This is a genomic window from Halomonas colorata (genome assembly GCF_014897985.1).
Lineage (GTDB): Bacteria > Pseudomonadota > Gammaproteobacteria > Pseudomonadales > Halomonadaceae > Vreelandella > Vreelandella colorata.
Map to the genome: position 1 here is coordinate 24,894 of NZ_JABUZA010000008.1, position 23,812 is coordinate 48,705.

At 53.0% G+C, this 23,812-nt stretch carries 20 protein-coding genes; 14 read left to right on the top strand and 6 right to left on the bottom strand.

The genetic code is table 11. The features are described from left to right. Positions 1–121: 121 nt before the first annotated feature. From metG to INT33_RS06120, 10 genes are all read left to right on the top strand, one after another. Positions 122–2,158 (top strand): methionine--tRNA ligase, encoded by a 2,037-nt coding sequence (gene metG, locus INT33_RS06075; protein ID WP_193091402.1) that lies wholly within the window; start codon positions 122–124, stop codon positions 2,156–2,158. Between the two features lie 195 nt (positions 2,159–2,353). Continuing rightward, a complete protein-coding gene (locus INT33_RS06080) occupies positions 2,354–3,865 on the top strand; it encodes a sensor domain-containing diguanylate cyclase (protein WP_193091403.1) in 1,512 nt (503 codons plus the stop codon). Next, on the top strand, positions 3,862–4,443 hold the full coding sequence (gene rsxA, locus INT33_RS06085; RefSeq protein WP_018916043.1) for an electron transport complex subunit RsxA: 582 nt from the start codon (positions 3,862–3,864) through the stop codon (positions 4,441–4,443). The genes INT33_RS06080 and rsxA overlap by 4 nt, the downstream gene beginning before the upstream one ends. Before the next feature lie 9 nt (positions 4,444–4,452). Then, positions 4,453–5,061 (top strand): electron transport complex subunit RsxB, encoded by a 609-nt coding sequence (gene rsxB, locus INT33_RS06090; RefSeq protein ID WP_193091404.1) that lies wholly within the window; start codon positions 4,453–4,455, stop codon positions 5,059–5,061. Continuing rightward, positions 5,062–6,735, top strand: a complete 1,674-nt coding sequence (gene rsxC / locus INT33_RS06095; RefSeq protein WP_193091405.1) for an electron transport complex subunit RsxC — start codon at positions 5,062–5,064, stop codon at positions 6,733–6,735. It abuts the gene before it with no gap. Next, positions 6,732–7,772 carry an RnfABCDGE type electron transport complex subunit D gene (locus INT33_RS06100; protein WP_193091406.1) on the top strand — a complete coding sequence of 347 codons (1,041 nt, stop codon included), beginning with the start codon at positions 6,732–6,734 and terminating at the stop codon, positions 7,770–7,772. Before rsxC ends, INT33_RS06100 begins: the two co-directional genes overlap by 4 nt. Further along, a complete protein-coding gene (gene rsxG / locus INT33_RS06105) occupies positions 7,769–8,404 on the top strand; it encodes an electron transport complex subunit RsxG (RefSeq protein ID WP_193091407.1) in 636 nt (211 codons plus the stop codon). Before INT33_RS06100 ends, rsxG begins: the two co-directional genes overlap by 4 nt. Then, entirely contained in the window at positions 8,401–9,102 is a 702-nt protein-coding gene (locus INT33_RS06110; protein WP_192537899.1) for an electron transport complex subunit E, read from the top strand. The genes rsxG and INT33_RS06110 overlap by 4 nt, the downstream gene beginning before the upstream one ends. Positions 9,103–9,117: 15 nt before the next feature. Continuing rightward, positions 9,118–9,756, top strand: coding sequence for an endonuclease III (gene nth, locus INT33_RS06115; RefSeq protein ID WP_192537900.1), 639 nt, complete (start codon positions 9,118–9,120; stop codon positions 9,754–9,756). Positions 9,757–9,781: 25 nt separating this feature from the next. Continuing rightward, positions 9,782–10,852 (top strand): carboxysome shell carbonic anhydrase domain-containg protein, encoded by a 1,071-nt coding sequence (locus INT33_RS06120; protein ID WP_193091408.1) that lies wholly within the window; start codon positions 9,782–9,784, stop codon positions 10,850–10,852. On the opposite strand, the gene INT33_RS06125 is transcribed toward INT33_RS06120, so the two are convergent. From INT33_RS06125 to INT33_RS06140, 4 genes are all read right to left on the bottom strand, one after another. After that, positions 10,841–11,923, bottom strand: a complete 1,083-nt coding sequence (locus tag INT33_RS06125; protein ID WP_193091409.1) for a tRNA-queuosine alpha-mannosyltransferase domain-containing protein — start codon at positions 11,921–11,923, stop codon at positions 10,841–10,843. The genes INT33_RS06120 and INT33_RS06125 overlap by 12 nt on opposite strands. Before the next feature lie 37 nt (positions 11,924–11,960). Continuing rightward, the gene (locus INT33_RS06130; RefSeq protein WP_193091410.1) at positions 11,961–12,968 is read right to left on the bottom strand and encodes an ArsA family ATPase; all 1,008 of its coding nucleotides are present in this window, start codon (positions 12,966–12,968) and stop codon (positions 11,961–11,963) included. Positions 12,969–13,068: 100 nt separating this feature from the next. Then, positions 13,069–13,371: a cory-CC-star protein gene (locus tag INT33_RS06135; RefSeq protein ID WP_192537904.1), complete on the bottom strand. Its 303-nt coding sequence runs from the start codon at positions 13,369–13,371 to the stop codon at positions 13,069–13,071. A 16-nt stretch (positions 13,372–13,387) separates the two neighbouring features. Further along, entirely contained in the window at positions 13,388–15,064 is a 1,677-nt protein-coding gene (locus tag INT33_RS06140) for a carbon starvation CstA family protein (protein WP_192537905.1), read from the bottom strand. Positions 15,065–15,324: 260 nt separating this feature from the next. Here INT33_RS06140 and INT33_RS06145 point away from each other — a divergent pair, with 260 nt between their 5' ends. The 4 genes from INT33_RS06145 to INT33_RS06160 all read left to right on the top strand — a co-directional run bounded on the left by INT33_RS06145 (position 15,325) and on the right by INT33_RS06160 (position 22,040). Next, positions 15,325–15,699, top strand: coding sequence for a response regulator transcription factor (locus INT33_RS06145; protein WP_193091411.1), 375 nt, complete (start codon positions 15,325–15,327; stop codon positions 15,697–15,699). Then, positions 15,696–17,777, top strand: coding sequence for a 3'-5' exonuclease (locus INT33_RS06150; RefSeq protein ID WP_193091412.1), 2,082 nt, complete (start codon positions 15,696–15,698; stop codon positions 17,775–17,777). The genes INT33_RS06145 and INT33_RS06150 overlap by 4 nt, the downstream gene beginning before the upstream one ends. Before the next feature lie 202 nt (positions 17,778–17,979). Then, positions 17,980–20,709: a sensor histidine kinase gene (locus INT33_RS06155; protein ID WP_192537908.1), complete on the top strand. Its 2,730-nt coding sequence runs from the start codon at positions 17,980–17,982 to the stop codon at positions 20,707–20,709. A gap of 110 nt (positions 20,710–20,819) precedes the next feature. Then, positions 20,820–22,040, top strand: a complete 1,221-nt coding sequence (locus tag INT33_RS06160) for an EAL and HDOD domain-containing protein (protein WP_193091413.1) — start codon at positions 20,820–20,822, stop codon at positions 22,038–22,040. A gap of 100 nt (positions 22,041–22,140) precedes the next feature. Here the strand turns inward: INT33_RS06160 and INT33_RS06165 are convergent, their stop codons facing one another. Then, positions 22,141–22,464, bottom strand: a complete 324-nt coding sequence (locus INT33_RS06165; protein WP_193091414.1) for an HlyU family transcriptional regulator — start codon at positions 22,462–22,464, stop codon at positions 22,141–22,143. A gap of 56 nt (positions 22,465–22,520) precedes the next feature. Continuing rightward, complete coding sequence (locus INT33_RS06170) at positions 22,521–23,741, bottom strand: argininosuccinate synthase (RefSeq protein ID WP_018916025.1); 1,221 nt, start codon at positions 23,739–23,741, stop codon at positions 22,521–22,523. Positions 23,742–23,812 lie beyond the last annotated feature (71 nt).

The window sequence follows — 23,812 nt, forward strand, 5'->3', positions numbered from 1 at the left end:
ATACAGGTGTCCTATTCATCTGATCTGCTGGCATCTTCGCCACTTAATTACGCTAACCGGCTAAGCCGTCGGTTAACTTCGCCGTTTTATTGTCATCGCCTAATCGGAATTATCATTCACCATGTCTAACTCTGCCACGCGCAACATTCTGGTGACCAGCGCGCTCCCCTACGCTAATGGAGCTATTCACCTCGGTCACTTGCTTGAATATATCCAAACCGATATCTGGGTACGTTTTCAGAAAAGCCGTGGCCAGCAGTGCTACTACGTTTGTGCCGACGACGCTCATGGCACGGCCATCATGCTGCGTGCCGAGCAGGAAGGTATTTCACCGGAAGCCTTGATTGACCGGGTCTCGCAGGATCATCAGGAAGATTTTGCCCGCTTTGGCGTGGGTTTTGATAACTACCACTCCACGCATTCCGATGAAAATCGTCACTTCAGTGAGCTAATTTATAAGCGTCTGCGCGACAAAGGCCATATTGCTACCCGCGATATCGAGCAGATGTACGACCCTCAAAAAGGCCTGTTCCTGGCAGACCGCTTCATCAAGGGTACCTGTCCGAAATGCGGGACGGAGGATCAGTATGGCGATAACTGCGAAAAATGCGGCGCCACCTATACCCCAGCCGACCTAATTAATCCGGTCTCAGCTATTTCTGGCGCCATTCCTGAAGTGCGCAGTTCAACCCATTATTTCTTTAAACTGCCCGACTTTGAAGCGTTTCTACAGGCCTGGATAAACGATGGCCATGTTCAACCACAAATTCGCAACAAGCTGATGGAGTGGTTTGAGTCAGGCTTTAATGAGTGGGATATCTCCCGGGATGCACCCTACTTTGGATTTGAAATTCCGGATGCGCCAGGCAAGTATTTTTACGTTTGGCTTGATGCGCCTATCGGCTACTTGGCCAGCTTTAAAAATCTATGCGACCGTGAAGGCATCGATTTTGATAGCTATTGGCATAAGGATTCCAGCGCCGAGGTCTATCACTTCATTGGTAAAGATATCGTTTATTTCCACGCACTTTTCTGGCCGGCCATGCTGCACGGTGCCGATTTACGCACGCCTACTGCGGTTAACTGCCACGGCTTTTTAACCGTGGACGGCGCCAAAATGTCTAAGTCCCGTGGCACATTTATCAAAGCTGCTACCTACGCCGACTACTTGAATCCTGAGTACTTGCGTTACTACTTTGCGGCAAAGCTCACCTCTAAAGTTGATGACCTTGACCTCAACCTGGAAGACTTTTCAGCGCGGGTTAATGCGGATCTCGTTGGCAAAGTGGTCAATATCGCCAGCCGCTGTGCCGGGTTCGTAAAAAAGATTGGTGGCGGTACGCTTTCCGCGCACTGCGCCGAACCGCAGATGGTCGCTCGGTTTATTGCCGCGGGCGATGAGATCGCCGAAGATTTTGAGGCACGCGAATTTAGCCGTGCCATGCGCAAGATCATGGAACTGGCTGATGAAGCCAATACCTATATTGCCGATAAAGAGCCCTGGGCACTTGCCAAGCAGGACGGCCGTGACGAAGAAGTACTCGAGATTTGTTCAGTAGGCATTAACCTTTTTCGCCAGTTGATGGTGTACTTAGCCCCAGTAGTACCTACCATGGCCGCCCAGACACAAGCCTTCTTGAAGCTTGACTCACTTAACTGGGAAAGCCGTCATAGTGTACTGGTGAGCCATGAGGTGGAGAAATTCAAACCCCTGATGACCCGAGTAGAACGCGACAAAATCGACGCCATGATTGAAGCCTCAAAGGAGGATCTGGTGGAAGAGCAAAAGCTTAAGGAAGCTCCTAAAGGACCTCTGGCAGAAGCCCCCATTGCTGCCGAAATCAGCTTTGATGACTTTGCAAAGGTAGATTTGCGCATTGCCCGTATCACCAAGGCACAGTACGTAGAGGGCGCTGACAAGCTGCTGCAATTGACGCTGGATTTAGGCGGCGAAACCCGCAACGTATTCTCCGGCATTCGCAGCTCCTATGCACCCGAGGCGCTGGAAGGGCGTCTTACCGTCATGGTCGCCAACCTTGCCCCGCGTAAAATGCGTTTTGGCCTTTCCGAAGGTATGGTGCTTGCCTCGGCCAATAAAGACGGTATTTATCTGCTTTCACCTGACGCTGGTGCCGAACCCGGCCAACGTGTAATGTAGCCGACCTTTAAGCACTTCCAGGGGGTAGAGACGACCAGACTCTGCCCCCTTCTTGCGTGTATTGCTTAATAAACCTTTTACAAGACTCTCCGTTTAGGCCTGATTATGCTTCGGCACTTCTCTCAATCACTGCGTTTTCAATTTTTAGTAGCGTTGAGTGGTGTGCTATTGCTCGCTCTATGCTCATTAGTCGTGATGAGTAAATGGTTTATTTTTCCCGCCCTGCACGAAGAAGAGCGTGGCGTTATTAATCAGGAGCTAAAACGTGTTGAACGCAGTCTCGACTTAGCCCAGCAAAGCCTACTGGCTCAAGCGCGTGATTGGGCTCACTGGGACGATACTTATCAATTCGTTCAAAATAACTATCCACGCTACGCCGACGTTAATTTCAGCCCTGATATGATGAGAGAGATGCGCTACCAGTTGATAGCGTTTTTTGATGCTAACGGCGAGATCTACTTTCTTTCAGGCTTAGACCCTGACACTAACCAGTTTGCAATCTGTGCAGGCGTTACTGATGATTGCGCCTGGATGGCAGCGTTGATTGACAGTATCCAGCGTTCGATAGAAAACACCCCTGAACAGCAATATTTTCTTTCACCAGGGGTTAGCGCTCCGGCAATGGTCGCCATTACGCCAATTCTGCGCACTGACGGCAGCGGCCCGAGCGTCGGCTGGTTAGCCAAAGTGCGCTTAATGGATAAAAAATGGGTAGCGCAGATGGAAAATGTAACAGGCCTTCCGATCACCATTGAGCAGCGACCGACTTCTGAGGCCATACCGTTTACCAACATTGAGGGCGAGACGATTTACGCCCATCATTTACTGCCGACCAATGTGCCCACCATTAGCATCTTGGTGGGCACTCAACTTAACCGTACTCATTATCTAGCAAGCCTTAGTACCATTCGCTATGTATTAATCTGGACAGCTTGCCTCATGCTGTTTGTGATTGGCTTTGTACTCTGGCTTATGGAGCGCATGATTTTAAAGCCACTTAAAGCACTGGCCATTTTTGCAAAACAAACTATGAGTGAAGACAGTAATTTGGACTCTGCACTGCTTTGCCAGCGTAACGATGAAATTGGGCTGTTAGCGCGAAGCTTTGATCAGCAGCTAAGTCGACAACGTGAGCTTAATGCTGAGCTTTTAAATCTCTCCACGCATGATTCTTTAACGGGCCTACCTAACCGGCGGCTGTTCGACCAGCGCCTTCAAGCGTCCATTCATGAAATGGAGGCGTCATCGCAACCACTCGCCGTGATGATGCTGGATATCGATCATTTCAAGCTTTTCAATGACCACTATGGGCACCAGAAAGGCGACCAGTGCTTGCAGCAGGTCGCCCAGACACTGCAAAAAGTGGCCACCACGCATGATTTTTTAATCGCCCGAACCGGGGGTGAAGAATTTAGCGCATTACTGCCCAATACCTCTGCCCAACAGGCAAAACATATTGGTCAGTTGCTGCATGACACGATAGATGCTTTAGCATTTCCTCATCTGGCCTCGCCCGTAGCGCCCTATGTTACTATTAGCGTAGGAATCGGGTCGCTGGACGAAGGCACCGATATTTCTCCGAATGTACTAATGAGCACCGCCGATCAAGCGCTTTATAGCGCCAAAGCGGCAGGACGCCACCAGGTCAAGATATTCACACCGCCTAATGCTGATTTTTCTGTCGTCAGCCACGATACGTCACTATGAGCGAGTTATTTATCATTCTGATCAGCACGGCGCTGGTCAATAATTTTGTATTGGTACAGTTTTTGGGGCTGTGCCCGTTTATGGGGGTTTCCAATAAGCTGGAATCTGCCATGGGCATGTCGCTGGCGACCACTTTCGTATTAACACTTGCCTCGGCTGCAAGCTACGTTGTCTATTACGGCTTGTTGGTGCCGCTGGATGTGACCTATCTGCGCACCATCAGCTTTATTGTGGTGATTGCCGCAGTTGTGCAGTTCACCGAGATTATGGTGCGCCATTTAAGCCCGCTGCTGCATCAAGTACTGGGCATCTTTCTGCCTTTGATCACGACCAACTGTGCGGTGTTGGGTGTCGCCCTGCTCTCGCTCAACCGCGAGTTAAGCTTTTTCCATACCACGCTTTACGGGCTTGGCGCGGCGCTGGGGTTTTCATTGATCCTGGTGCTTTTTGCCGCCATGCGTGAGCGTTTAGCCGGGGCGGATATTCCCAAGCCGTTCAGGGGTGCCGCTATCGCCATGATTACCGCCAGCTTGATGTCACTCGCCTTTCTCGGTTTTTCCGGTTTAACCCAAGGGTAATTCAATACCATGAGCGATACGTTCTCTCTCTGGGGTATTGTCAGCGCCATTGGCATACTCACTGGCTTAGGGGTTGGCTTCGGCGCTCTATTAGGAGCCGTTAGCGAGCGCTTCAAGGGCGACGAGCATCCGCTTGTTGACCAGATTGATGCGCTGCTGCCCCAAACTCAGTGCGGCCAGTGCGGCTTCCCAGGCTGCCGCCCTTATGCTGAAGCGATTAATGAAGGCGATGCCCTGAACAAATGCCCGCCTGGCGGCGAGGCAACCATTCATGCCCTGGCCGATTTGCTTGGCCGCGAGCCCGAGCCGCTTGATGGGGACGCCCCCAGCGAAGCAAAGGTAGCGTTTATCCGTGAAGCTGAGTGCATCGGATGTACCAAGTGCATTCAGGCGTGCCCAGTGGACGCCATTATTGGCGCCGCCAAACAGATGCATACCGTTATTGAAGATGAGTGCACGGGCTGTGACTTATGCGTCGACCCTTGCCCGGTAGACTGTATCGATATGCTTCCCAGGAGTACGCCCCTTAGCCAGTGGCAACCGATTGTGTCTCCCGCTCACAGTGTCATTGCAAGCGACCGTATACCAGCAACCGTACACCAACAACCAGGGGGCTAGATGGCACGCCTATTTGATTTCCCAGGCGGTGTTTATCCTCCCGAGCGCAAAGCCCGTTCGGCGCAATCACCGCTACGCCGCGCTCCCCTACCTGCACAGGTAGTGCTCCCCTTGCGTCAGCATAGCGGCCGCCCGGCAACGCCCTGCGTTAGCCTCGGCGATAACGTCCATACGGGTAGCCTGATCGCTAAACGCGATGGCCTGATATCCGCCGCTGTGCACGCAACGGTCAGCGGCACGGTTAGCCAGATGGATGGCGATACTATCGTAATTGACAGTGATGGTCAGGATACCCGGCAAAACCTGCCCCCGCTTGATTGGCGCGCAACAGATGCGTCTATTCTGCTTACCCGCTTGGACGAAAGCGGTGTGGTTGGGCTAGGCGGTGCCGGGTTTCCAACCCATATCAAAGCCCGGGTGATTGAGCGCCACGCTATCGATACGCTGGTGATTAATGCCGCCGAATGCGAGCCCTATATTACGGCCGATGACCTAACTCTGCGCTGCTACCCAGACGAAGTGCTCGAAGGTGCTCAATTAATTGCCTCGTTGTGCGGTGCCCAGCAGATTGTTATCGGTATTGAAGATAATAAACCCGAGGCCATCGCCGCGTTAAAGCGCGCCATATCACAAAGCCTACCGGCAAGCGTTACGTTAACGGTTATTCCTACACGCTACCCAAGCGGCAGCGAGCGACAGTTAATTAAAAAGCTGTTGAATCGCACGGTGCCGAGCCAAGGCCTGCCGGCGGATGTCGGGGTGCTTTGCCACAACCCCGGCACGTTATTGGCAGCACTTTACGCGGTGCGTGATGGCCTACCGCTGATTGAGCGAATAGTAACGCTAACGGGAGAAGCCATTGCCCAACCGGGCAACTACTGGGTGCGTTTGGGCACGCCTATTGAGATACTTTTAACCCAAGCAGGGTTGGATAACGCCCGGCTCAGCTGCGTTATCCAGGGTGGTCCAATGATGGGCACCTCTCTTGAAACACTTAATACGCCCGTCACAAAGACCACTAACTGCCTGATTGCAGCAACGCTTGAAGAGTTGCCTTCCGCACCAACGGAGTCACCCTGCATTCGCTGCGGTGCGTGTGAAAACGTATGTCCCGCGCAGCTACTTCCTCAGCAGTTACACTGGTACGCCCGTGCCCAGGACGATGACAAGCTTGAGCGCTACCACCTTTTTGACTGCATTGAGTGTGGTGCCTGCAGCTACGTTTGTCCGAGCCATATACCGCTGGTTGATGATTACCGCGAAGCGAAAGGCCGTCTTCGTCACAACAGGATTGAGGCAGCCAAGGCCGAACATGCCAAACATCGCTTCGAGTTTCGTCAGGCACGCTTAGCCCGTGAAGAAGCCGAAAAGCAGGCGCGCCGCCAGGCCCGGTTAGCTCACAACAAGCCCACCGATGGGGATGTCAACAACGAGAGTGCCAGCGCTCCCCCCGTCGATTTGCGTAGCCTGCGCATTGCTCAAACGGCGGCCAAGGCGGCGGTTAGAAAAGCCGAAAAAGTCCTTGCACGAGCAGCCCAGCAAGAGCCACAGCAATCTCATGAAGATCTGGAAACGCTGCTGGCTACCGCCCAGGAAAATCTTAAAGCCGCCGACTTGCAGCTGGCGCAAGCGCGTGAAAGCGCTAAAGCACCTACCGCTGAGGACACTCCATGAGTATGTTTCACGCCTCGCAGGTCGATGATGCCTCGTCTCTATTAATGGCTCCGCCAACGGCCTCATTAATGCGCTGGGTGGTGATAGCCACGCTGCCCGGGGTGTTGGCCATGACCTATCACTTTGGCTTGGGCGTACTCAGCAATATTGCCCTGGCGTCGATAATGGGCGTCCTTCTTGAGGCGGCCATGCTGCATGTTCGTAGCCGCCCCATAGCGCCAGCGTTAACAGACACCAGCGCATTACTGACCGGTGTACTGCTAGGCGCTTCATTACCCCCGGCAAGCCCCTGGTGGCTAATAGGGGTAGGTATGCTAGCCGCCGTAGTGATCGCCAAGCAGCTTTATGGCGGCTTGGGGCATAACCCGTTTAATCCGGCCATGGTGGGCTATGCCCTACTCCTGGTCTCGTTTCCTACCTATATGACCCTATGGGCGCCGCCTCAGCCGCTGATTAACGATACGCTTTGGGCACAAGTCCTGGGCACGTTACCTACTCCCCAGCTTGATGCGCTTAGCGGTGCCACGCCACTGGATGCGTTTAAACATAAAGCAGAGGAGCTGTCTGCCCAACAGTTCTGGTTAAGCAGCCCGCTGCCTGAAAAAACGCTCACCGCCTGGTACACCATTAGCCTCGCCTGGCTTGCGGGCGGTGTACTACTGCTGATTAAACGGATTATCAGTTGGCACATTCCCGCCGCCCTGCTGGGCAGTTTAGTGGCACTCGCAGCGCTATTTTATCTGAGCGACTCTGACCGCTTTGCATCGCCGATTTTTCACCTATTAACCGGCGCCACGCTGTTTGGGGCTTTCTTTATTGCCACCGATCCGGTATCCGCCGCGACCAGCCAGCGCGGCAAGTTGCTGTATGGCGCGGGTATTGGGGTGCTGATTATGGTGATTCGCAACCTGGGCGGCTATCCAGATGCCGTGGCCTTTGCCGTTCTATTGATGAACCTTTGTGTCCCGCTGATCGACCTATACACAGTACCCCGCCCAACAGGGCACGCAAAAGACGCACCTGGAGTACCACGATGACACCCATGAGTGCCATGCGGCGCGGTGCTTTCACACTGGGTGTCTTTGCGCTGATTACTGCGGGCAGCGTTGCCGTCACCCGCGCGTTGACGGCTGAGCGCATTACACAGCACCAGCAGGCCTATCAACACCGCCAGCTGCAGGCGGTACTGCCTCAGGCCTTCGCCGACACATCGATTGATCAGCTTCTGGAAAGTACATTTGACCTGCCTGATGCTGAGGCCTTAGGCCATCGCAAACCCGCTATAGGCTGGCAAATAAGCCGTGACAATCACCGCGCCATTATTCTACCGGTCATTACCCGTCAGGGTTATAGCGGTGAGATTGACTTGTTAGTAGGAATTGATGAGCAGCAGCGCATTAGCGGTGTGCGGGTTACCTACCATCAGGAAACCCCAGGCCTGGGCGATAAGATCGAACGCCAGCGCAGCGATTGGATTACCCGGTTTAACGGGCTAAGTCTTGATGAGCTGCCACCCAGCGCCTGGGCGGTTAAAAAAGACGGTGGGCAGTTTGATGGATTTACCGGGGCGACCATTACGCCTCGCGCTGTCGTTCAGGCAGTTTACACGGCCTTGCAGTATGTCGCCGAGATGCCGTTACCCACTAGCGCTGAGGAGCCCTCTCAATGAATCAATGGCAAACGCTAACCCATGAAGGCCTGTGGGCCAATAACCCCGCATTGGTGCAACTGTTGGGGCTGTGTCCGCTTCTGGCCGTCAGCACGACCGTGGTCAACTCGCTGGGGTTAGCCATTGCTACGCTGTTTGTGATGGTAGGCGCGAGTACCGCCGTATCACTGGTGCGTCATCAGGTTCCCAGCACCGTTCGGCTCCCGGCGTTTGTCATGATCATCGCCGCCTTTGTTACCTGTGCGGAGCTATTAATGGCCGCCTATGCCTACCCGCTCTATCAGCTGCTGGGTATTTTCATTCCGCTGATTGTCACGAACTGTGCCATTTTAGGCCGTGCCGATGCGTTTGCCTCCCGCCAGCCTGTTGGTCTTGCCGCACTCGATGGCCTGATGATGGGCGTTGGGTTTGGTAGCGTTCTGGTGGTGCTGGGAGGGCTGCGCGAGCTGCTGGGTCAAGGCACGCTGTTTAGCGATATGGCGCTACTGTTTGGCCCGTTCGCGGCCAACTGGCAGCTTACCCTGGTAGACGATTATCAATTTCTGTTTTTTGTTCTGCCGCCCGGGGCCTTTTTCGTTGCCGGCCTGCTGATTGCACTGAAAAACGTGCTGGACCAGCGCAGCGCCGCGCGCGCCCTACCTGCAGCGGCCTCACCGCGCTCAGAACGTCGCGTCCGGGTCACCGGCATTATCAAGTAACCGTAGAGACACGCCATGAATGCCCAAAAGCGCCATGAAATTTTTGCTCGCCTTCAGGCAGCGGACCCGCACCCCACGACTGAACTCAACTGGACCACACCTTTCGAGCTGCTGGCGGCGGTGCTACTTTCTGCACAAGCCACCGATGTCGGCGTCAATAAGGCAACCGCGCGGCTCTACCCCGTTGCCAATACGCCCCAGGCAATCATCGATTTGGGTATCGATGAGCTTAAAACGCATATCAAGACGATCGGCCTCTATAACACCAAAGCTGAAAACTTGATGAAGACCTGCCATATTCTGGTTAATCAGCACAGTGGCGTCGTGCCCGACACACGCATCGCGTTAGAAGCGTTGCCGGGTGTGGGGCGTAAAACCGCCAATGTGATTCTAAATACGGCGTTCGGGCAGCCAACTATTGCGGTCGATACGCATATCTTTCGTGTTTCAAACCGTACCGGTATCGCCAAGGGTAAAAACGTCGTTGAGGTGGAGCAAAAGCTGATACGCCATGTGCCCAAAGGATTCCGGCAGGACGCCCATCACTGGCTTATCCTTCACGGCAGATATACATGTATTGCCCGCAAACCGCGTTGCGGAAGCTGCATAATCGAAGACCTGTGCGAGTTTCCGGATAAAACCGAACTCGCCTAGCCTACTTTTACACTAGGATGCCCTTATGCCGATGCCTGCTACTCTGCTACATAGCCAATCCATTGAGCAGCGCATCGATGCTCTATTTGCGTTATCCCGCCAGCACGCTGAACACTTCTGCAGTCCCGGCGCCTGGCTTTCGCGCCAGCGCTATCTGGCGCAGCATCCGACATCCATCGTAGTCATGAAGTGCATGGATGGACGTATCCATATTCCCCACGCCACCCGCACACCGCTGGGTATCATTACCCCATTTCGCAACCTTGGTGGAATTTTCGATTTAGGCTGGCCGTATCTGGGTGAGCTACTCACCGACACCGTCGTTGATGCCGCTAACGCTGGACGGGGCACGTTACTGCTGATCACCTATCACTTTTCTCACGGCAATCAAGCGCGGGGGTGTGCCGGGTTTGGTTGTGATACTCAGGCAGCCAAAGCGCACGCCTATGCGATTGCCCGCCAAGCAGGTCAGCTGTTTGGCGAGGACCATCAGCAGGTCTACCCGCTGGTATGCGGGTTTGAAACTGACAGCGACGCGTTGATACTTCATGGCCAGGATGACGCGGTTCTGGATAGTCGCGAATGGCTCGGGCAGCCTATCGAAGCCCTGAGTGCTCATCTACAGGCCGTATGCCCCGACATGCCCGCCGATATGCGCCGGGACTTACTGCCGCTGCTTGAGGGTAATCTGGCTCACGTTAATGATCTGCAAGGTGTTGAGCGTGAACTGGATATCGAACATCGTGAGTGGGCGATTTGTATCGGACGTGGGTTCGACTTTTTACATTTGCCGAATACCGCACTCATTATTGGCCCTTACGGCCCCGATTTAGCCGAGCCGATCGGCACCGCTGCCACCATCATCGAAGCCAATATGCAGGCAGGCAGAATTCCTGATGACGGTTTTATGCTGCTGGCCTCAACGCCTTATCAGCATAGCGGCGTTGACCGCGCCCGCGCGATGTTGAAGTCACGCTTTTTATCCGATTTCGCCGAGCAGGTGATTCGTCGCGAGCATCCCGTTCTTGCTCAAAAAATGCGCCGCCACACGGCCGTCGTTCACTGGCCAACGCGGCGCCTTGACTCACTTGTCTGACGCAACGCCTGCCATGTCCGATGCAAGCAACGAACGATACGCCTCACGCCAGGCAGACCACTGCCAAGCTTGCGTGTTTAAAGCGCTTGGGCGTGTTTCAGGGGTAGTAAGCCAGCCGTGTAATCGCTGGTAGAGGCCTTCTGAAGTGCCATCGTAACGATAAGCATCAAGATATAGTTCGGGAAAGCACAGCCTGTCCGGCACCAATGGCAGAGCACCCTGCTGGGCGGCTTCCATGATCGCCAGCCCCTGAAACTCATGCCAGGTAGTTGATACCACGATACCGGCGGTCGCCAGGAGTTCACGGTATTCCTGCTCCGGCTGCGGCCCCCAGGCCACTATATGCGCTGCCAGCTTCTCCTGAGCAATATCAAAAATGGGCGGTGTTTGTCGAAAGCGCTGGCCCAACACGACTAGCTCAAAATCAACCCCCTGCTCGCTTAAAGCGATTAACACATTAAAAAAATCGTCTGGGTTCTTGTCGTATTCCCAGCGGTGGTTCCACACAATACGCTGGGGCACCGAACGGCTAGCGTTCGCCCCAGTAATCGGAGCAAGCGGCACGGGCAGTACGTGGGCACGCGAGCGTAACGCTTCAAGGGGCTTTGCGGCAGGCAGGTTTTCGGGCATTTTCTTTAGAAATGCGCGTACGCCAGCAAAGAAAGAGTCGCGATTATAAGCGGTGTTAAATACAACGGTATCGGCGGCAAGCGCGGCGTAGAGGTTTACCATCTTGGCCTCTACCTGGGGCATCTGGTCGCTGGACTCCGGGTAGGCAAACTGGTTTTCGTGAAAATAGACAATTTTCCTGGCCCGCCCTAAATGGGGAAAAAGCCCGATCAGCGTCGCCAGATCCACCATGGACGTTGCCAGCACCACATCATAGGGTTGGTTGAGCATCTCATGCTCTTTTAGCCACCAGCTAAGCGGGTTACCGCGGATTCGCCAGGCAAAGTGACGCGGCGGTAAACTCAGCGTTTGCCACGCCACTTCAGGAAGATTAGCCATTAAACTGTCTGCCCAGTAACGGTGACTTACCGCTTCGTACGCTGAGAGTAATAGAACGCGCATCAAAACCCTTATTAAAAACCAGCATTAAAACTCGCTGTTAAAAACCCTGGTGCTCCAGCTTATCAGCCAGCGATTCTAGCACGTCGATCCCTTGTACATCGGTCGCCAGCCAGGGCAGTGTGGGGCGAGGAAGATGCTTAAACAGCGTATCGATGCGCTCAAGGTAGGTCGCCTCCTGCACGCGTCGTGCCTGCAAAAAAGCACCATCTGCCTCTTCAGGTATCACCCGGTTAACCAGCACGCCCGCCACGTTAATATTAACCTCTTCCAAGGCGCCGACCGCGCGCTGTGTCTCGAGTATGGGCAGCCGCTCCGGCGTCATGACGAATAAAAAGCTGCACGCCTTGGCATCTTCTATACGCCGCCGAGCCTGGTGAAACAGCCGCCGACGGTTGATTAGCGTTTCCGCTACTTCTCGGGTCCGCTCATCCAGACCGGAAAGCGCATCTTCCGTGGGGTTATCAAAGGGGGTGGCGACGTCCTGCCCGCGTGAAGGCGTGAGATGCTTTAACACGCCACTTAACTCAGCCGATTTTCGGTTGTGCGCCAACAGTCCATCCGTCCAGGCTGCCATGGCTTCGGGCAGAGTTAAAAGGCGCAGCGTATGCCCTGTGGGCGCCGTATCGATAATGACCAGATCATACGGTGCGTCATCATCCAGCATCAGCCGAGCCAGCCGCTCAAGCAGGGCCGCTTCCTGAGTGCCGGGGGACTGACGCGTGAGGCGCATTTGCCGCTCAAGCTCCTGCATCATTTCAGGCGCAGCGAAGCGGCGCATTTGCTGAGTGACTCTATTTAAATGCGCTTCAACCTCACTATCCGGATCTATTTCCATGGCATCCAGGTTCGGCAACAAACGGCGCGGCGTATCGCCTAACGTGCGATCAAACACATCACCCAGGCTATGCGCGGGATCAGTTGAAACCACCAGTACGCGCTTATTGCGCCTGGCCGCAAGAATCGCCAAAGAGGCCGCGACGGTTGTTTTACCCACGCCGCCTTTGCCGCCTACCCACAGTAAGCGGCGGTTGAGAACTGATTGCATAGGCTACCTATCTATAAGTTCATTTACCTATTTATAAGTTCATTTAGCTATCTATCTATGAGGCCATTTATCCAGGATGTATTAATCCCGAAATGACGCGTTAGCAGCAGCGAAAATGATCCAGCGGCGAATGCTCCATGCCCATTCGCGTATGCCAGTCGTGAAAACGCTCAAGCAACAGCGGCTGAAGCTCCAGCGTGTAATAGGACGCGGGATTGGGTACTCCCATCATTTCTGAAAAGACTAACAGCATGAACAGGTCATCTTCATCACGGCGCGCCCGTGCAATAGCTCCACGGTAGCGCGCGCTGTAGACCTCTTCGGTGAAAAAACGGGCCTGCCCCAACCAGGCCCGCAACGTATCACGCTTGGATGACGCCACTTTATCCGAGTCATCGCGCATTATGATGCCCTCTTATTTAGTCGCCTTGGGCCGCCATTTCAGCGCGCGAGCGTTTAAGCGCTGCGGCACACTCCATCGCAACCAAAATCGCCGCCATCAGCACCACAATATCCAGCACTAACAGGAACATGTTGCCCTGATTCCAGAAGGTACGCAGTTGGATAAGAAGCGCCAGAATAGTCATGACCAGCAAGAAGCACAGAGGCGCCAGGGTGTACCACATGGGGCGCCGCAGGCGTACCAACATAACCGTAATCACCAAGAGCGTTAGCCCGGCCAGCAGCTGGTTGGTGGTGCCAAACAGCGGCCAGATAATCAAGCCACCGGAGCCATTCGCACCGCCGGCGCCAAACGCCAGTAAAAGGCAGGTGCCAACGGCAAGTGCGGTTGCTAGCGAAGGTTTTTTCATCCATTGCTGGTTATAGATATCGCCCCACTCTTGGAAGATATAGCGCTGCAAGCGTAAGCCGGTATCCATGGTAGTGCCTGCAAACAGCGCGGCCATGACGGTTAAAAGCGTCGCCGCGGTAGCCTGGGGCAGCCCAAGGCCGTTATGGATGATAAATGCCCCGCCTTCTACAAACGCATTTACCCCACCTTGGCCAAAGGCGCTGTACATGGCCTGCCAATCGCCAAATGTCGCAAACCCTGCGGTGGCTGCCAGAATAGCCGCTAGCGCCAGCATGCCTTCGCCTACCGCACCAAAGTAGCCTACAAACCGCGCGTCGGTTTCTTTATTGAGCTGCTTGGAAGTGGTACCTGAAGAGACCAGCCCGTGAAAGCCTGATATTGCACCGCAAGCAATCGTTACAAAAAGCAGCGGTATCATCGAAGGCGTGCCGGCAGGCACATTGTCATTAAAGGCAGGCGCGACCAGCGTTGGGTTAAGCAGTACCAGCGCTCCGTAAAGAATCAGCAGGCCGATAAATAGCTGCAAACCGTTGATGTAGTCCCGTGGCTGCAGCAGCATCCATACCGGTAAAAGTGATGCGATGGCCGCGTAGCCAAATAGAATTATGATCCAGATCGCATTACCCGACATCCCGGCAACTTCGGCTGGCATTTGTACGGGCACCATAGGACCAATGCCAATCAGCGCATAAAGAGCGATAACGCCTACTACAGATACCACCGCTAGGCTCATTATCCGCCGATAGATCAGTTGGCCAATGATCAGGGCCACAAAAATCGCGCCCCAAACCGGCACCACCGCACTGGGGAAATTCATCATCAACCCGGCAATTACCACGGCAAACACGGCATTGACCATGAGCAGCACCAGGAAGATCACGATCATGAAAATGCTGCGGGCCCGCTTACCCACCACATCGCCCGTCAAGGCGCCTACCGATTTGGCTTTATTGCGCACGCTTGCCCAAATAGCGCCAAAATCATGTACACCGGCAAAAAAGATGGTGCCAAACACCACCCATAAAAACGCGGGTGCCCAGCCCCATATTACTGCAATAGCAGGCCCTACTATGGGTGCCGCCCCAGCAACCGAGGTGAAGTGATGCCCCCAGAGCACGAAGCGGTTGGTCGGTACATAGTCGATACCGTCTTCGAATTCATGGGCAGGGGTTTTGAAATTGGGGTCTAACTTATAGATCTTTTGAGCAATAAATTTGGAATACACAAAGTATCCTAAAGCCATTGCCCCAAGTCCGATTAATAGCAGGATAACAGCACTCATATGCACGGCTCCTTTGGTAATGATTGTTGTTGTTTATTAAAACCAAGGCACGTATAGGTGTTTCTGTTTACATGTTGGTACGGCTTATTGAATACGTCTATGCCTAAATTCCTTTAAACCCCACTCTTCATCCAAAAGTCGTAAGCTGGCGTCCGCATTGGCTTTCTATTCGGCCAAGGTCGTCTTGGCTCGTCCTGCTTGGCTATCTACACTCTTAATGGTGTAGCGTATTTTAAATAACAACCGATTAGGTGGGCTCCATGGCAAAAGTGCTGGTGGTCGATGACGAACCGAACATTGTGCTATCGATCGAGTTTTTAATGGAGCAGGCAGGGTTTGAAGTTACCAGTGCAGCCGATGGTGAACAGGCACTTGAACAGGTAGCGACCCATACGCCAGATGTCGTGCTACTGGATATCAGCCTTCCAGGCATTAGCGGGTTCGATGTGTTAGAAGCACTGCGCACCCGCCCGGCGACGGCATTACTACCGGTTATCATGCTCACGGCCCATGGGCGAGAGGTAGAGCGAGAGAAGGGATTTGCGCTGGGCGCTAACGCCTACATTACCAAGCCGTTTTCAACCCAGACCCTTGTCGATCAAGTGCAAGCCGTGCTGGCAGAGAAAACCTTATGACGCCCAAGGGGCTGCCTAAACGACAGCGCTTGATTGGCGCCTGGTTGTTACTAACCGCTTTTAGCCTGCTAGGCGGCGCCCTGTTTGCCGTGTGGCTGGAGAGCCAATTGGAAGTGACCGGCGTCTATCAGCTGCTGCTCTGGCTGGGATGCTTTTCAGGTGGCGCCACAATATTTGCAGTGGGTTTATTGCTTGAACGCATGCTGTTTAGTCCTGTGCGTCAGCTACAGGCGCAGCTCGCCCGCTTGGTTGCCAACCCTGATACTGAAGATTTCTCGCAACCACAGGGCTGGCTGAAAGGATTAGCTCCGGACTTGCGCCGCGCGCAGGAGAGCTGGCAGTCAGACCGACGTAGCCTGCATAGAGCCCATGCGGACGGCGCCAAAAGCGCTACCCGCATTCGAAAAGAGCTTGAGGCCTTGCTTCAAGTGCTGGAAACGCCCCTTCTGCTTTACGATAAACACCGCCGCTTGATGCTCTTTAATCAGGCGGCCGAGCAGTTTTTTGCTGGCATACCTAGCTTGGGTCTGGGTAAGCGGCTCGAAGCGCTGTTTCCACTGGCGAGTTTGCAACAAACCCTAAGCCAGTTGCCAGCCGATGGTACCCAGCGAGAACTCCTGGTGCCTTGCGATTGCCGCTGGCTGAAAGTAATCGTACGCCGCGTGCCCGAAAGCCAGGATGAAACGCTGATTACCTGTAGCGATGCGACAGCTGCCTGGACAAACGAAAGAGGCGTTCGTGCAGAGCTTGCGCAAATGCTCACCCCGTTGCGCCAACATACGGCAAGCCTGGTAACCGCCACCGACGCACTTAGCCAGCTGCGCCAGCACGATCATACAAGCGGCTCCCTTGCCCACCGTCTGGAGCAGGTGGCGAATGAAGAAAGTATCGCCCTGAGTGAGACAGTGGCCAGGGTTGGCGGGCTTATCGAAGCCATACAGCAACAAGGCGAGCGTCTTACCTCCATATGGTCCAATGATTTCTGGCAAATGTTGGACGACTACCTGGACCCAGCGCACCGCCTGATTACCCCGATTGGGGTGCCTGCATGGTTTAAAGGCGATGCCCCGGCCCTCATGGCACTGTTTAACTCGCTGGTTAAACACCTTAGCGATTATTTTAAAAACAATCTCAATGACAATATCAAGAACAGCATTTTTGAGGGCGAAGTCTCTATCAGCTCTAAACATACCTACCTGGACCTTATATGGTTGGGCCCGCCAATACCCGAACGCGAACTTAACCAGTGGCGCCAACAAATATTGGATGCACTTCCTCTAAGCCCTAGCGCTGCCGACGTACTGCGTCAGCATGCCAGTGACGTATGGAGTATCCAGGACACCGACGGTCAGCATGCACGTCTTCGCTTACCCTTGCCTTCTGTTGAGCAAAGTGAGGCACCGCGCGTCGTTACTCCCCGCCCTGAATTTCATGACTTTGGGATTGCCGATTTACCCCCTCCGGACGCCGCCTTGGCCAACTGCCCCTTACGTAGCCTGGAGCTGGTTATTTTTGATACTGAAACAACAGGGCTCGAGCTTCGCCGAGGCGACACCGTCATTAGTTTAGGCGCCTGCCGTATCGTCAACGGGCGCTTATTGGCCAGCGATGTGTTTGATCACTACGTTAACCCGCAACGGCCGATTCCTGCGGCAAGCACCGCTATCCATGGGATTACCGATAATGATGTTATCGATGCGGCATCACTAATACCCGTACTGGCACACTTTCATGATTACATCGGTGACGCGGTGTTACTTGCCCATAATGCCGCCTTTGATATGCTCGCAATTAGCCAAAATAGCGTTTTATTCGATATGCCCCTGCTGGATACCTTGCTAATTTCACGAGCATTAGATGAAGCACTCGACGGCCATGACCTGGACAGCCTTGTACAGCGCTATGGATTAATATTTCCCACAGGAATGCGCCATACGGCGTTGGGTGATGCCCGGGTGACCGGAGAGCTTTGGCTTGCTCTATTGCCTCGGTTGGAAGCGCGCGGTATTACGACGCTTGAGCAGCTACTGCACTTTCAAGCAAGCGCGTTTGACCGCGAGGATGCCAGCGCCTCATGAAGCCTTCAAACCCACGCTATCGTGAAAGGCTGTTGGTGCTGGTCATTCTGGCACTAATACTTTTTTGCCCGCCGTTATTACTAGTGATCGACCGCCTCCCAACGTTAAGTATTGGCTGGTTACCGATGTATCTTTTTTGTAGCTGGGCCTTGATTATTGGCCTGACCGCGTGGCTGATGGAACCTACTACAAGGCGATAATCATGCGAACGGATGCGCTGATACTAAGTGCGGTGTTCGGTTATTTAGGGCTGCTGTTTCTGGTGGCGGCCTGGGGTGATCGACGCGCCGAACAGGATCGTTCTATCATTAATTCGCCGACTGTCTACGCACTTTCCATTGCGGTTTACTGTACCGCGTGGACCTTTTACGGAAGCGTAGGGCGGGCAGCGCAATTTGGTCCAAGCTTTTTACTTATCTATCTTGGGCCAACGCTTGCGATGATGCTATCACCGTTTATCATCCGCAAGATGGTACGCATTGCCGCGCGCCAGCGGCTGACCTCCATCGCGGATTTTATTAGTGCGCGATACGGCAAAAGCGTCGGCCTTGGTGCGTTAGTGGCACTCATATCGCTGATTACCATTACGCCCTATATCGCGCTGCAATTAAAAGCGATTACGGTTAGCCATGCAGTGCTGATCAATTATCCCCAAAGCGCCGATTCGATACTGTATAACGAGCGCTTCTGGATGGATCGGTCACTCTGGGTGGCCCTCGTATTAGCCGTATTTATCATTTTATTCGGTACCCGCCATCTGGACGCCAGTGAACGCCACGAAGGCATGGTGGCAGCCATTGCCCTGGAATCGCTGGTCAAGCTGATGGCCTTCTTAGCGGTAGGCATTTTTGTTGTTTTCATTCTATTTGAAGGGCCAGGCGCGCTTTTTGCCCAGGTTGCCCAAACGCCTGCGTTAAGCCAATTAATGCAGTTGGAGAGTGTACCGGGTGGAGCAACCGGCTGGGTGGGCATGTTGATTCTCGCCTTTCTGGCGTTTTTAACCTTGCCACGCCAGTTTCAGGTGCTGGTGGTGGAAAATGTCGATGAACAACATCTGGCTCGCGCCAGCTGGCTGTTTCCCCTTTATCTACTGCTGATCAACCTATTCGTTATACCCATCGCACTGGCGGGATTACTACTCGATGCGGGGGACCCAGACAGTTTTGTGCTTACGCTACCGCTTTCTGCAGGGCTCGAAGGCCTTCCCCTTCTGGTTTTTATTGGCGGGCTTTCTGCGGCCACCGGCATGGTCATCGTTGAAACCATTGCACTCTCTACCATGGTCAGCAACCAATTGATCATGCCACTTTTATTACGCTCCAAAGCCCTGCATGTAGATAGCCACGGAGGCCTTGCCCGATTGCTGCTAAGAGTGCGCCGGGTAGCCATCGTGCTTATTTTGCTGCTTGGCTATCTCTATCACGCACTCATTGGCGATACCTACAGTTTGGTTACTATTGGGCTGGTCTCTTTTGTCGGCGCGGCACAGTTTGCGCCAGCACTTCTGATTGGCCTTTATTGGCGTGGAGCAACCCGGCTGGGCGCAATGTATGGGTTAATCGCCGGTTTTTTAATCTGGGGCTATACGCTGCTTCTGCCCGGTTTTGCTCAATCCGGCTGGCTGGACGCAGCGCTGCTCACCGATGGCCCGTGGGGGGTTGGCTGGCTAACGCCCTATGCACTTTTTGGGTTGAAGGAATGGGATATCTATAGCCATTCACTCCTGTGGAGTATGCTCGCCAATGTAGGACTGTTAGTGGGAATTTCGCTATTTATGCGCCCCACCCCGCTTGAACAAACCCAGGCGGCATTGTTTACCGAGGCGCTCCACCCCAACTTGCAAACCACGCCGCTCCAGCGTGGCCAAACCACCCAAGGCGCGCTTTATGAGCTGCTGGTTCGCTACTTGGGCTTTAAGGTTGCCTTGCGGGTTTTCTCAAAACGCACCCATAATTTTGAATTAACCCAGCCCCATCTACCCGCGTCGGATGACGTTATTATGCGCGCTGAGCAGGCGCTCGCGGGCTCGCTGGGCAACGCCTCGGCACGCATCCTGATCAACTCGGTGGTAAGAGGTGAAGCGCTCGATATTGAATCGATCCTGAGCATGCTGGATACCACCACGCAAACGCTGGAATATAACCGTCAGTTAAAGCAGAAATCAGACGAGCTTGCGCGCATAGGACAAGACTTGCAAAGCGCCAATGACCGTCTCCGTGAGCTTGACCGCTTAAAAGATGAGTTTGTGGCCATGGTCAGTCATGAGCTACGCACGCCGCTTACTTCCATTCGTGCGTTTGCCGAAATTCTCGCAAGCCATCAGGACATCCCAGAAGCCAAGCGGCAGCATTTTTTGCAAGTAATGGTATTAGAGAGCCAGCGCCTATCACGCCTGATTGATGAAATTCTCGATCTGGCTCGCCTGGAAAGCGGTCGCATGCCTCTTAATGCCGTGCCGCTAGATTTGGCGGCAATTGCTGATCATAGCCTTGAAGCCATTGCGAGACTTCAGGAAGAACGCAACGTGAGCCTTACCGTTGCGATTGATGAACGGCCCGCCCACGTTATCGGCGACCCCGACCGTTTAGAGCAAATCATTATCAACCTATTGGATAACGCCAGTAAGTTTGCCAATCATGAAAATCCACGCGTTTTACTGCGCCTTTTCAAACACGATCAGCATATCTATCTATGCGTAGAAGATAACGGCATGGGTATTGAAGAGAAGGAGCGCGAGCAGGTATTTGAAAAATTTAATCAACTACTATCTAGTGATAAAGCAACGAGTAAGCGCCCAAAAGGCAGCGGCTTAGGGCTCCCCATAAGCCGGGCAATTGCTACGCATCTCGGTGGCAGGCTTTGGATAGAAGATGCCCAGGTGTTAAACGGCGCATGTTTTGTATTAGAGCTCTCTGAAGCCGTTAACACGTAATGACCATGTATTGACATAACAATGACAATCGCACTAGCGTTAAGCAACCCACTTAAGCTATTCTTTTACTAATTAAGCTTCATTCAAAGTGGTTGTTCACGGAAGATCTGATGCAGAATCAACAAGACCAGTCTTTTAATGAGAATAGCAACAATTATACTATTGCGATACAGCCTATTGTAGATAGCAACTTACAACATGTAGCAGACGAACTGTTGTATCGTTCTAGCGACGCTTGTAATTCAGCCCACATTGATGATGATGTCCAAGCAACAGCGCGTGCATGCGCCGTTGCTGTCTATGAAATTGGGCTTGAGAATCTTTGCGGATCACGTCAACTTTTTATCAATGCCTCTTACGGTTGGCTTACCAATCCCAATTTGCAAGGCTTGCCGAGCCAGCAAATTGTTATCGAAGTGCTTGAAAATACGCCTGTAAATCAAGAAGTGCTTACGTCTTTACAGTCTTTAAAGCAACAAGGTTACACGATAGCACTTGACGATTTTATATTAGATAAAAACAATGAGAAGTTATTACCTTATTGCGATATTGTCAAAATTGACATTTCAAACCCAATACAAAAAGAAGTCATAAAAAAACTGGTGTCTCAAGGTTTTACATTACTAGCCGAACGCGTAGAAACACAGCATGAATTTGAACTATGCCAATCCTTAGGCTTTACGCTATTTCAAGGCTATTTTTACGAAAAACCTAAAACTCAGGCATCTGGCTCGATTCGACGCACGGCCTCTCGGGCTAATCAACTGCAACTTTTAGCTTGTCTTTATAGTGAAAATGCTAGCTTAGCAAATATTGGATCTTTGATCACAAGAGATCCTTACTTATTAAGCGCAGTATTTAAACGGGCAAATTCAGCTGAAAAAGGAGCCGGCAAGCCTACCACCAAACTCATCAATTGCTTGCAAATGATTGGTTTGAAAGAACTTAGAACACTTGTTTCAATACTCATGTTAGCTAGCAACAGCCCAGCTAGTCGCTTGAACTTAATAAAAGCATTAACAAGAGCTTTTGCATGCGAGATAGTAGCTGAGCAAAGACATATTGATGAGCAAGAAAGCTTTATCACAGGCTTGTTCTCATTAATGCCCTCTATCTTAGAAATAGATTTAAAAGCAGTGTTAAAAGAAATTCATCTAGGCAAAAAAATTGAAAACGCCTTAAAGAAACAAGCAGGACCGCTTGGAGAGCTATTGAGAGACATCAAGGTCGCAGAGACAAGCACTATGCCCAATGACTTCCCAGCAAATACGATGCTTAGAGCGGCTGCACAAGCAAGGGCACTGATTGATACTCACGCATCAACAACCTAAAGCTAGTATTTTAGGCAGTTAATGTTAACTAAAAGCGACACATCGAAAGCAATTAGCGCGACTACTTGATCATGCCTTCAAGCAAGCCGTCATTTATTAACTAATGACTTGCCTGGCGGGGATCGGGTTCAAAAATAGCCTCGCCTACTTCATCAATGTAGCGCTGCGCTTTGGTCACCATCATGGCGTCGCAGGCATCACGGCTGGGTAACATATCAGAGCGTTCAAAACGGTGTTCGCGGGGTTCTCCGCTATCGCTTGGCTGCTTGATCCATCCGCTGACGCGGTATTGGCCGCTTTGCTGATCGGGCTGAGAAATAATCAAAAAGCCTTTGTATTCCACCGGGTCAGCCGCGTTGACACCCGCGTTAGGGGCTCCGCTACCTTCACCGCCAAACAGACCTGAAAAGAGCTTCTTAAACATACTGGCTCCTAGCGTTATAAAAAAAGCGGCAGGAGAACCTGCCGCCTTTAACGGGATTAGCTCTGCTGACGACCTTTGCCAGCAGCAATCCGCAAGCGTAAAGCATTAAGCTTAATAAAGCCTTCCGCGTCTTTCTGGTTGTAAGCACCGGCATCGTCTTCAAACGTTGCGATAGACTCATCGAACAAAGACTGCTCGGACTTACGCCCTACTACGGTAGCGTTGCCTTTGTAGAGCTTCATGCGCACAACGCCGGAGACGTTTTTCTGTGTCTCGTCGATAGCGGCTTGCAGCATGCGACGTTCAGGGCTCCACCAGTAGCCGTTGTAGATCACTTCGGCGTATTTCGGCATCAATTGATCTTTCAGGTGAGCCTCTTCGCGGTCCAGCGTCAGCGACTCGATCGCACGGTGAGCACGCAACATGATGGTGCCACCAGGAGTTTCATAACAGCCACGTGACTTCATGCCCACATAGCGGTTTTCTACGATATCCAGACGGCCAATGCCGTTGTCGCCGCCGACTTTGTTGAGTTTCTCAAGTACTTCGTGGGCTTTGAGAGCCTCACCGTCGATCGCGACGATATCGCCTTTCTCGAACGTCAGCTCAACATAGGTAGGCTGATCGGGTGCCGCTTCTGGCGACACGCTCCAACGCCACATATCGTCTTCGGCTTCGGCCCACGGATCTTCCAGAATGCCGCCTTCGTAAGAGATATGCAGCAGGTTGGCGTCCATGGAGTACGGCGATTTTTTCTTCTTGTTGGAGAAGTCGACCGGGATATTGTGCTCTTCGCAGTAAGCCATCAGCTTTTCACGCGACGTCAGATCCCACTCGCGCCACGGCGCAATGACTTTAACGCCCGGCTTCAGCGCGTAGCCGCCCAGCTCGAAACGCACCTGGTCGTTACCTTTACCCGTTGCACCGTGAGAAATGGCGTCCGCGCCCGTTTCATTGGCAATTTCAATCAAGCGCTTGGCGATCAGCGGGCGTGCAATCGACGTACCCAGCAGGTATTCACCTTCGTAGATCGTGTTGGCACGGAACATGGGGAAGACGTAGTCACGTACAAACTCTTCACGCAGGTCTTCGATGTAAATTTCTTTAACACCCAGCGCCTGGGCCTTAGCACGGGCCGGCTCGACTTCTTCGCCTTGACCGATGTCGGCAGTAAAGGTCACTACCTCGCAGTTGTAGGTTTCCTGCAACCACTTAACGATTACGGATGTGTCCAGGCCGCCTGAATATGCCAGCACAACCTTTTTGACATCGGACATTCTTTGCTCCTTGTTTATGAAAGCAAGTTCACTAGAAAATGCAGCACCTAATTGCGTGCTGCATGTTGAAA

Bases quoted from the DNA above. Each gene is read 5' to 3' on its own strand.
- INT33_RS06110 (WP_192537899.1), top strand. From the start codon at position 8,401: ATGAATCAATGGCAAACGCTAACCCATGAAGGCCTGTGGGCCAATAAC.
- rsxB (WP_193091404.1), top strand. From the start codon at position 4,453: ATGAGCGATACGTTCTCTCTCTGGGGTATTGTCAGCGCCATTGGCATA.
- INT33_RS06155 (WP_192537908.1), top strand. From the start codon at position 17,980: ATGCGAACGGATGCGCTGATACTAAGTGCGGTGTTCGGTTATTTAGGG.
- INT33_RS06145 (WP_193091411.1), top strand. From the start codon at position 15,325: ATGGCAAAAGTGCTGGTGGTCGATGACGAACCGAACATTGTGCTATCG.
- INT33_RS06120 (WP_193091408.1), top strand. From the start codon at position 9,782: ATGCCGATGCCTGCTACTCTGCTACATAGCCAATCCATTGAGCAGCGC.
- INT33_RS06140 (WP_192537905.1), bottom strand. From the start codon at position 15,064: ATGAGTGCTGTTATCCTGCTATTAATCGGACTTGGGGCAATGGCTTTA.
- INT33_RS06080 (WP_193091403.1), top strand. From the start codon at position 2,354: ATGAGTAAATGGTTTATTTTTCCCGCCCTGCACGAAGAAGAGCGTGGC.
- nth (WP_192537900.1), top strand. From the start codon at position 9,118: ATGAATGCCCAAAAGCGCCATGAAATTTTTGCTCGCCTTCAGGCAGCG.
- INT33_RS06100 (WP_193091406.1), top strand. From the start codon at position 6,732: ATGAGTATGTTTCACGCCTCGCAGGTCGATGATGCCTCGTCTCTATTA.
- INT33_RS06170 (WP_018916025.1), bottom strand. From the start codon at position 23,741: ATGTCCGATGTCAAAAAGGTTGTGCTGGCATATTCAGGCGGCCTGGAC.
- INT33_RS06150 (WP_193091412.1), top strand. From the start codon at position 15,696: ATGACGCCCAAGGGGCTGCCTAAACGACAGCGCTTGATTGGCGCCTGG.
- INT33_RS06130 (WP_193091410.1), bottom strand. From the start codon at position 12,968: ATGCAATCAGTTCTCAACCGCCGCTTACTGTGGGTAGGCGGCAAAGGC.
- rsxG (WP_193091407.1), top strand. From the start codon at position 7,769: ATGACACCCATGAGTGCCATGCGGCGCGGTGCTTTCACACTGGGTGTC.
- rsxA (WP_018916043.1), top strand. From the start codon at position 3,862: ATGAGCGAGTTATTTATCATTCTGATCAGCACGGCGCTGGTCAATAAT.
- metG (WP_193091402.1), top strand. From the start codon at position 122: ATGTCTAACTCTGCCACGCGCAACATTCTGGTGACCAGCGCGCTCCCC.
- rsxC (WP_193091405.1), top strand. From the start codon at position 5,062: ATGGCACGCCTATTTGATTTCCCAGGCGGTGTTTATCCTCCCGAGCGC.
- INT33_RS06125 (WP_193091409.1), bottom strand. From the start codon at position 11,923: ATGCGCGTTCTATTACTCTCAGCGTACGAAGCGGTAAGTCACCGTTAC.
- INT33_RS06165 (WP_193091414.1), bottom strand. From the start codon at position 22,464: ATGTTTAAGAAGCTCTTTTCAGGTCTGTTTGGCGGTGAAGGTAGCGGA.
- INT33_RS06160 (WP_193091413.1), top strand. From the start codon at position 20,820: ATGCAGAATCAACAAGACCAGTCTTTTAATGAGAATAGCAACAATTAT.
- INT33_RS06135 (WP_192537904.1), bottom strand. From the start codon at position 13,371: ATGCGCGATGACTCGGATAAAGTGGCGTCATCCAAGCGTGATACGTTG.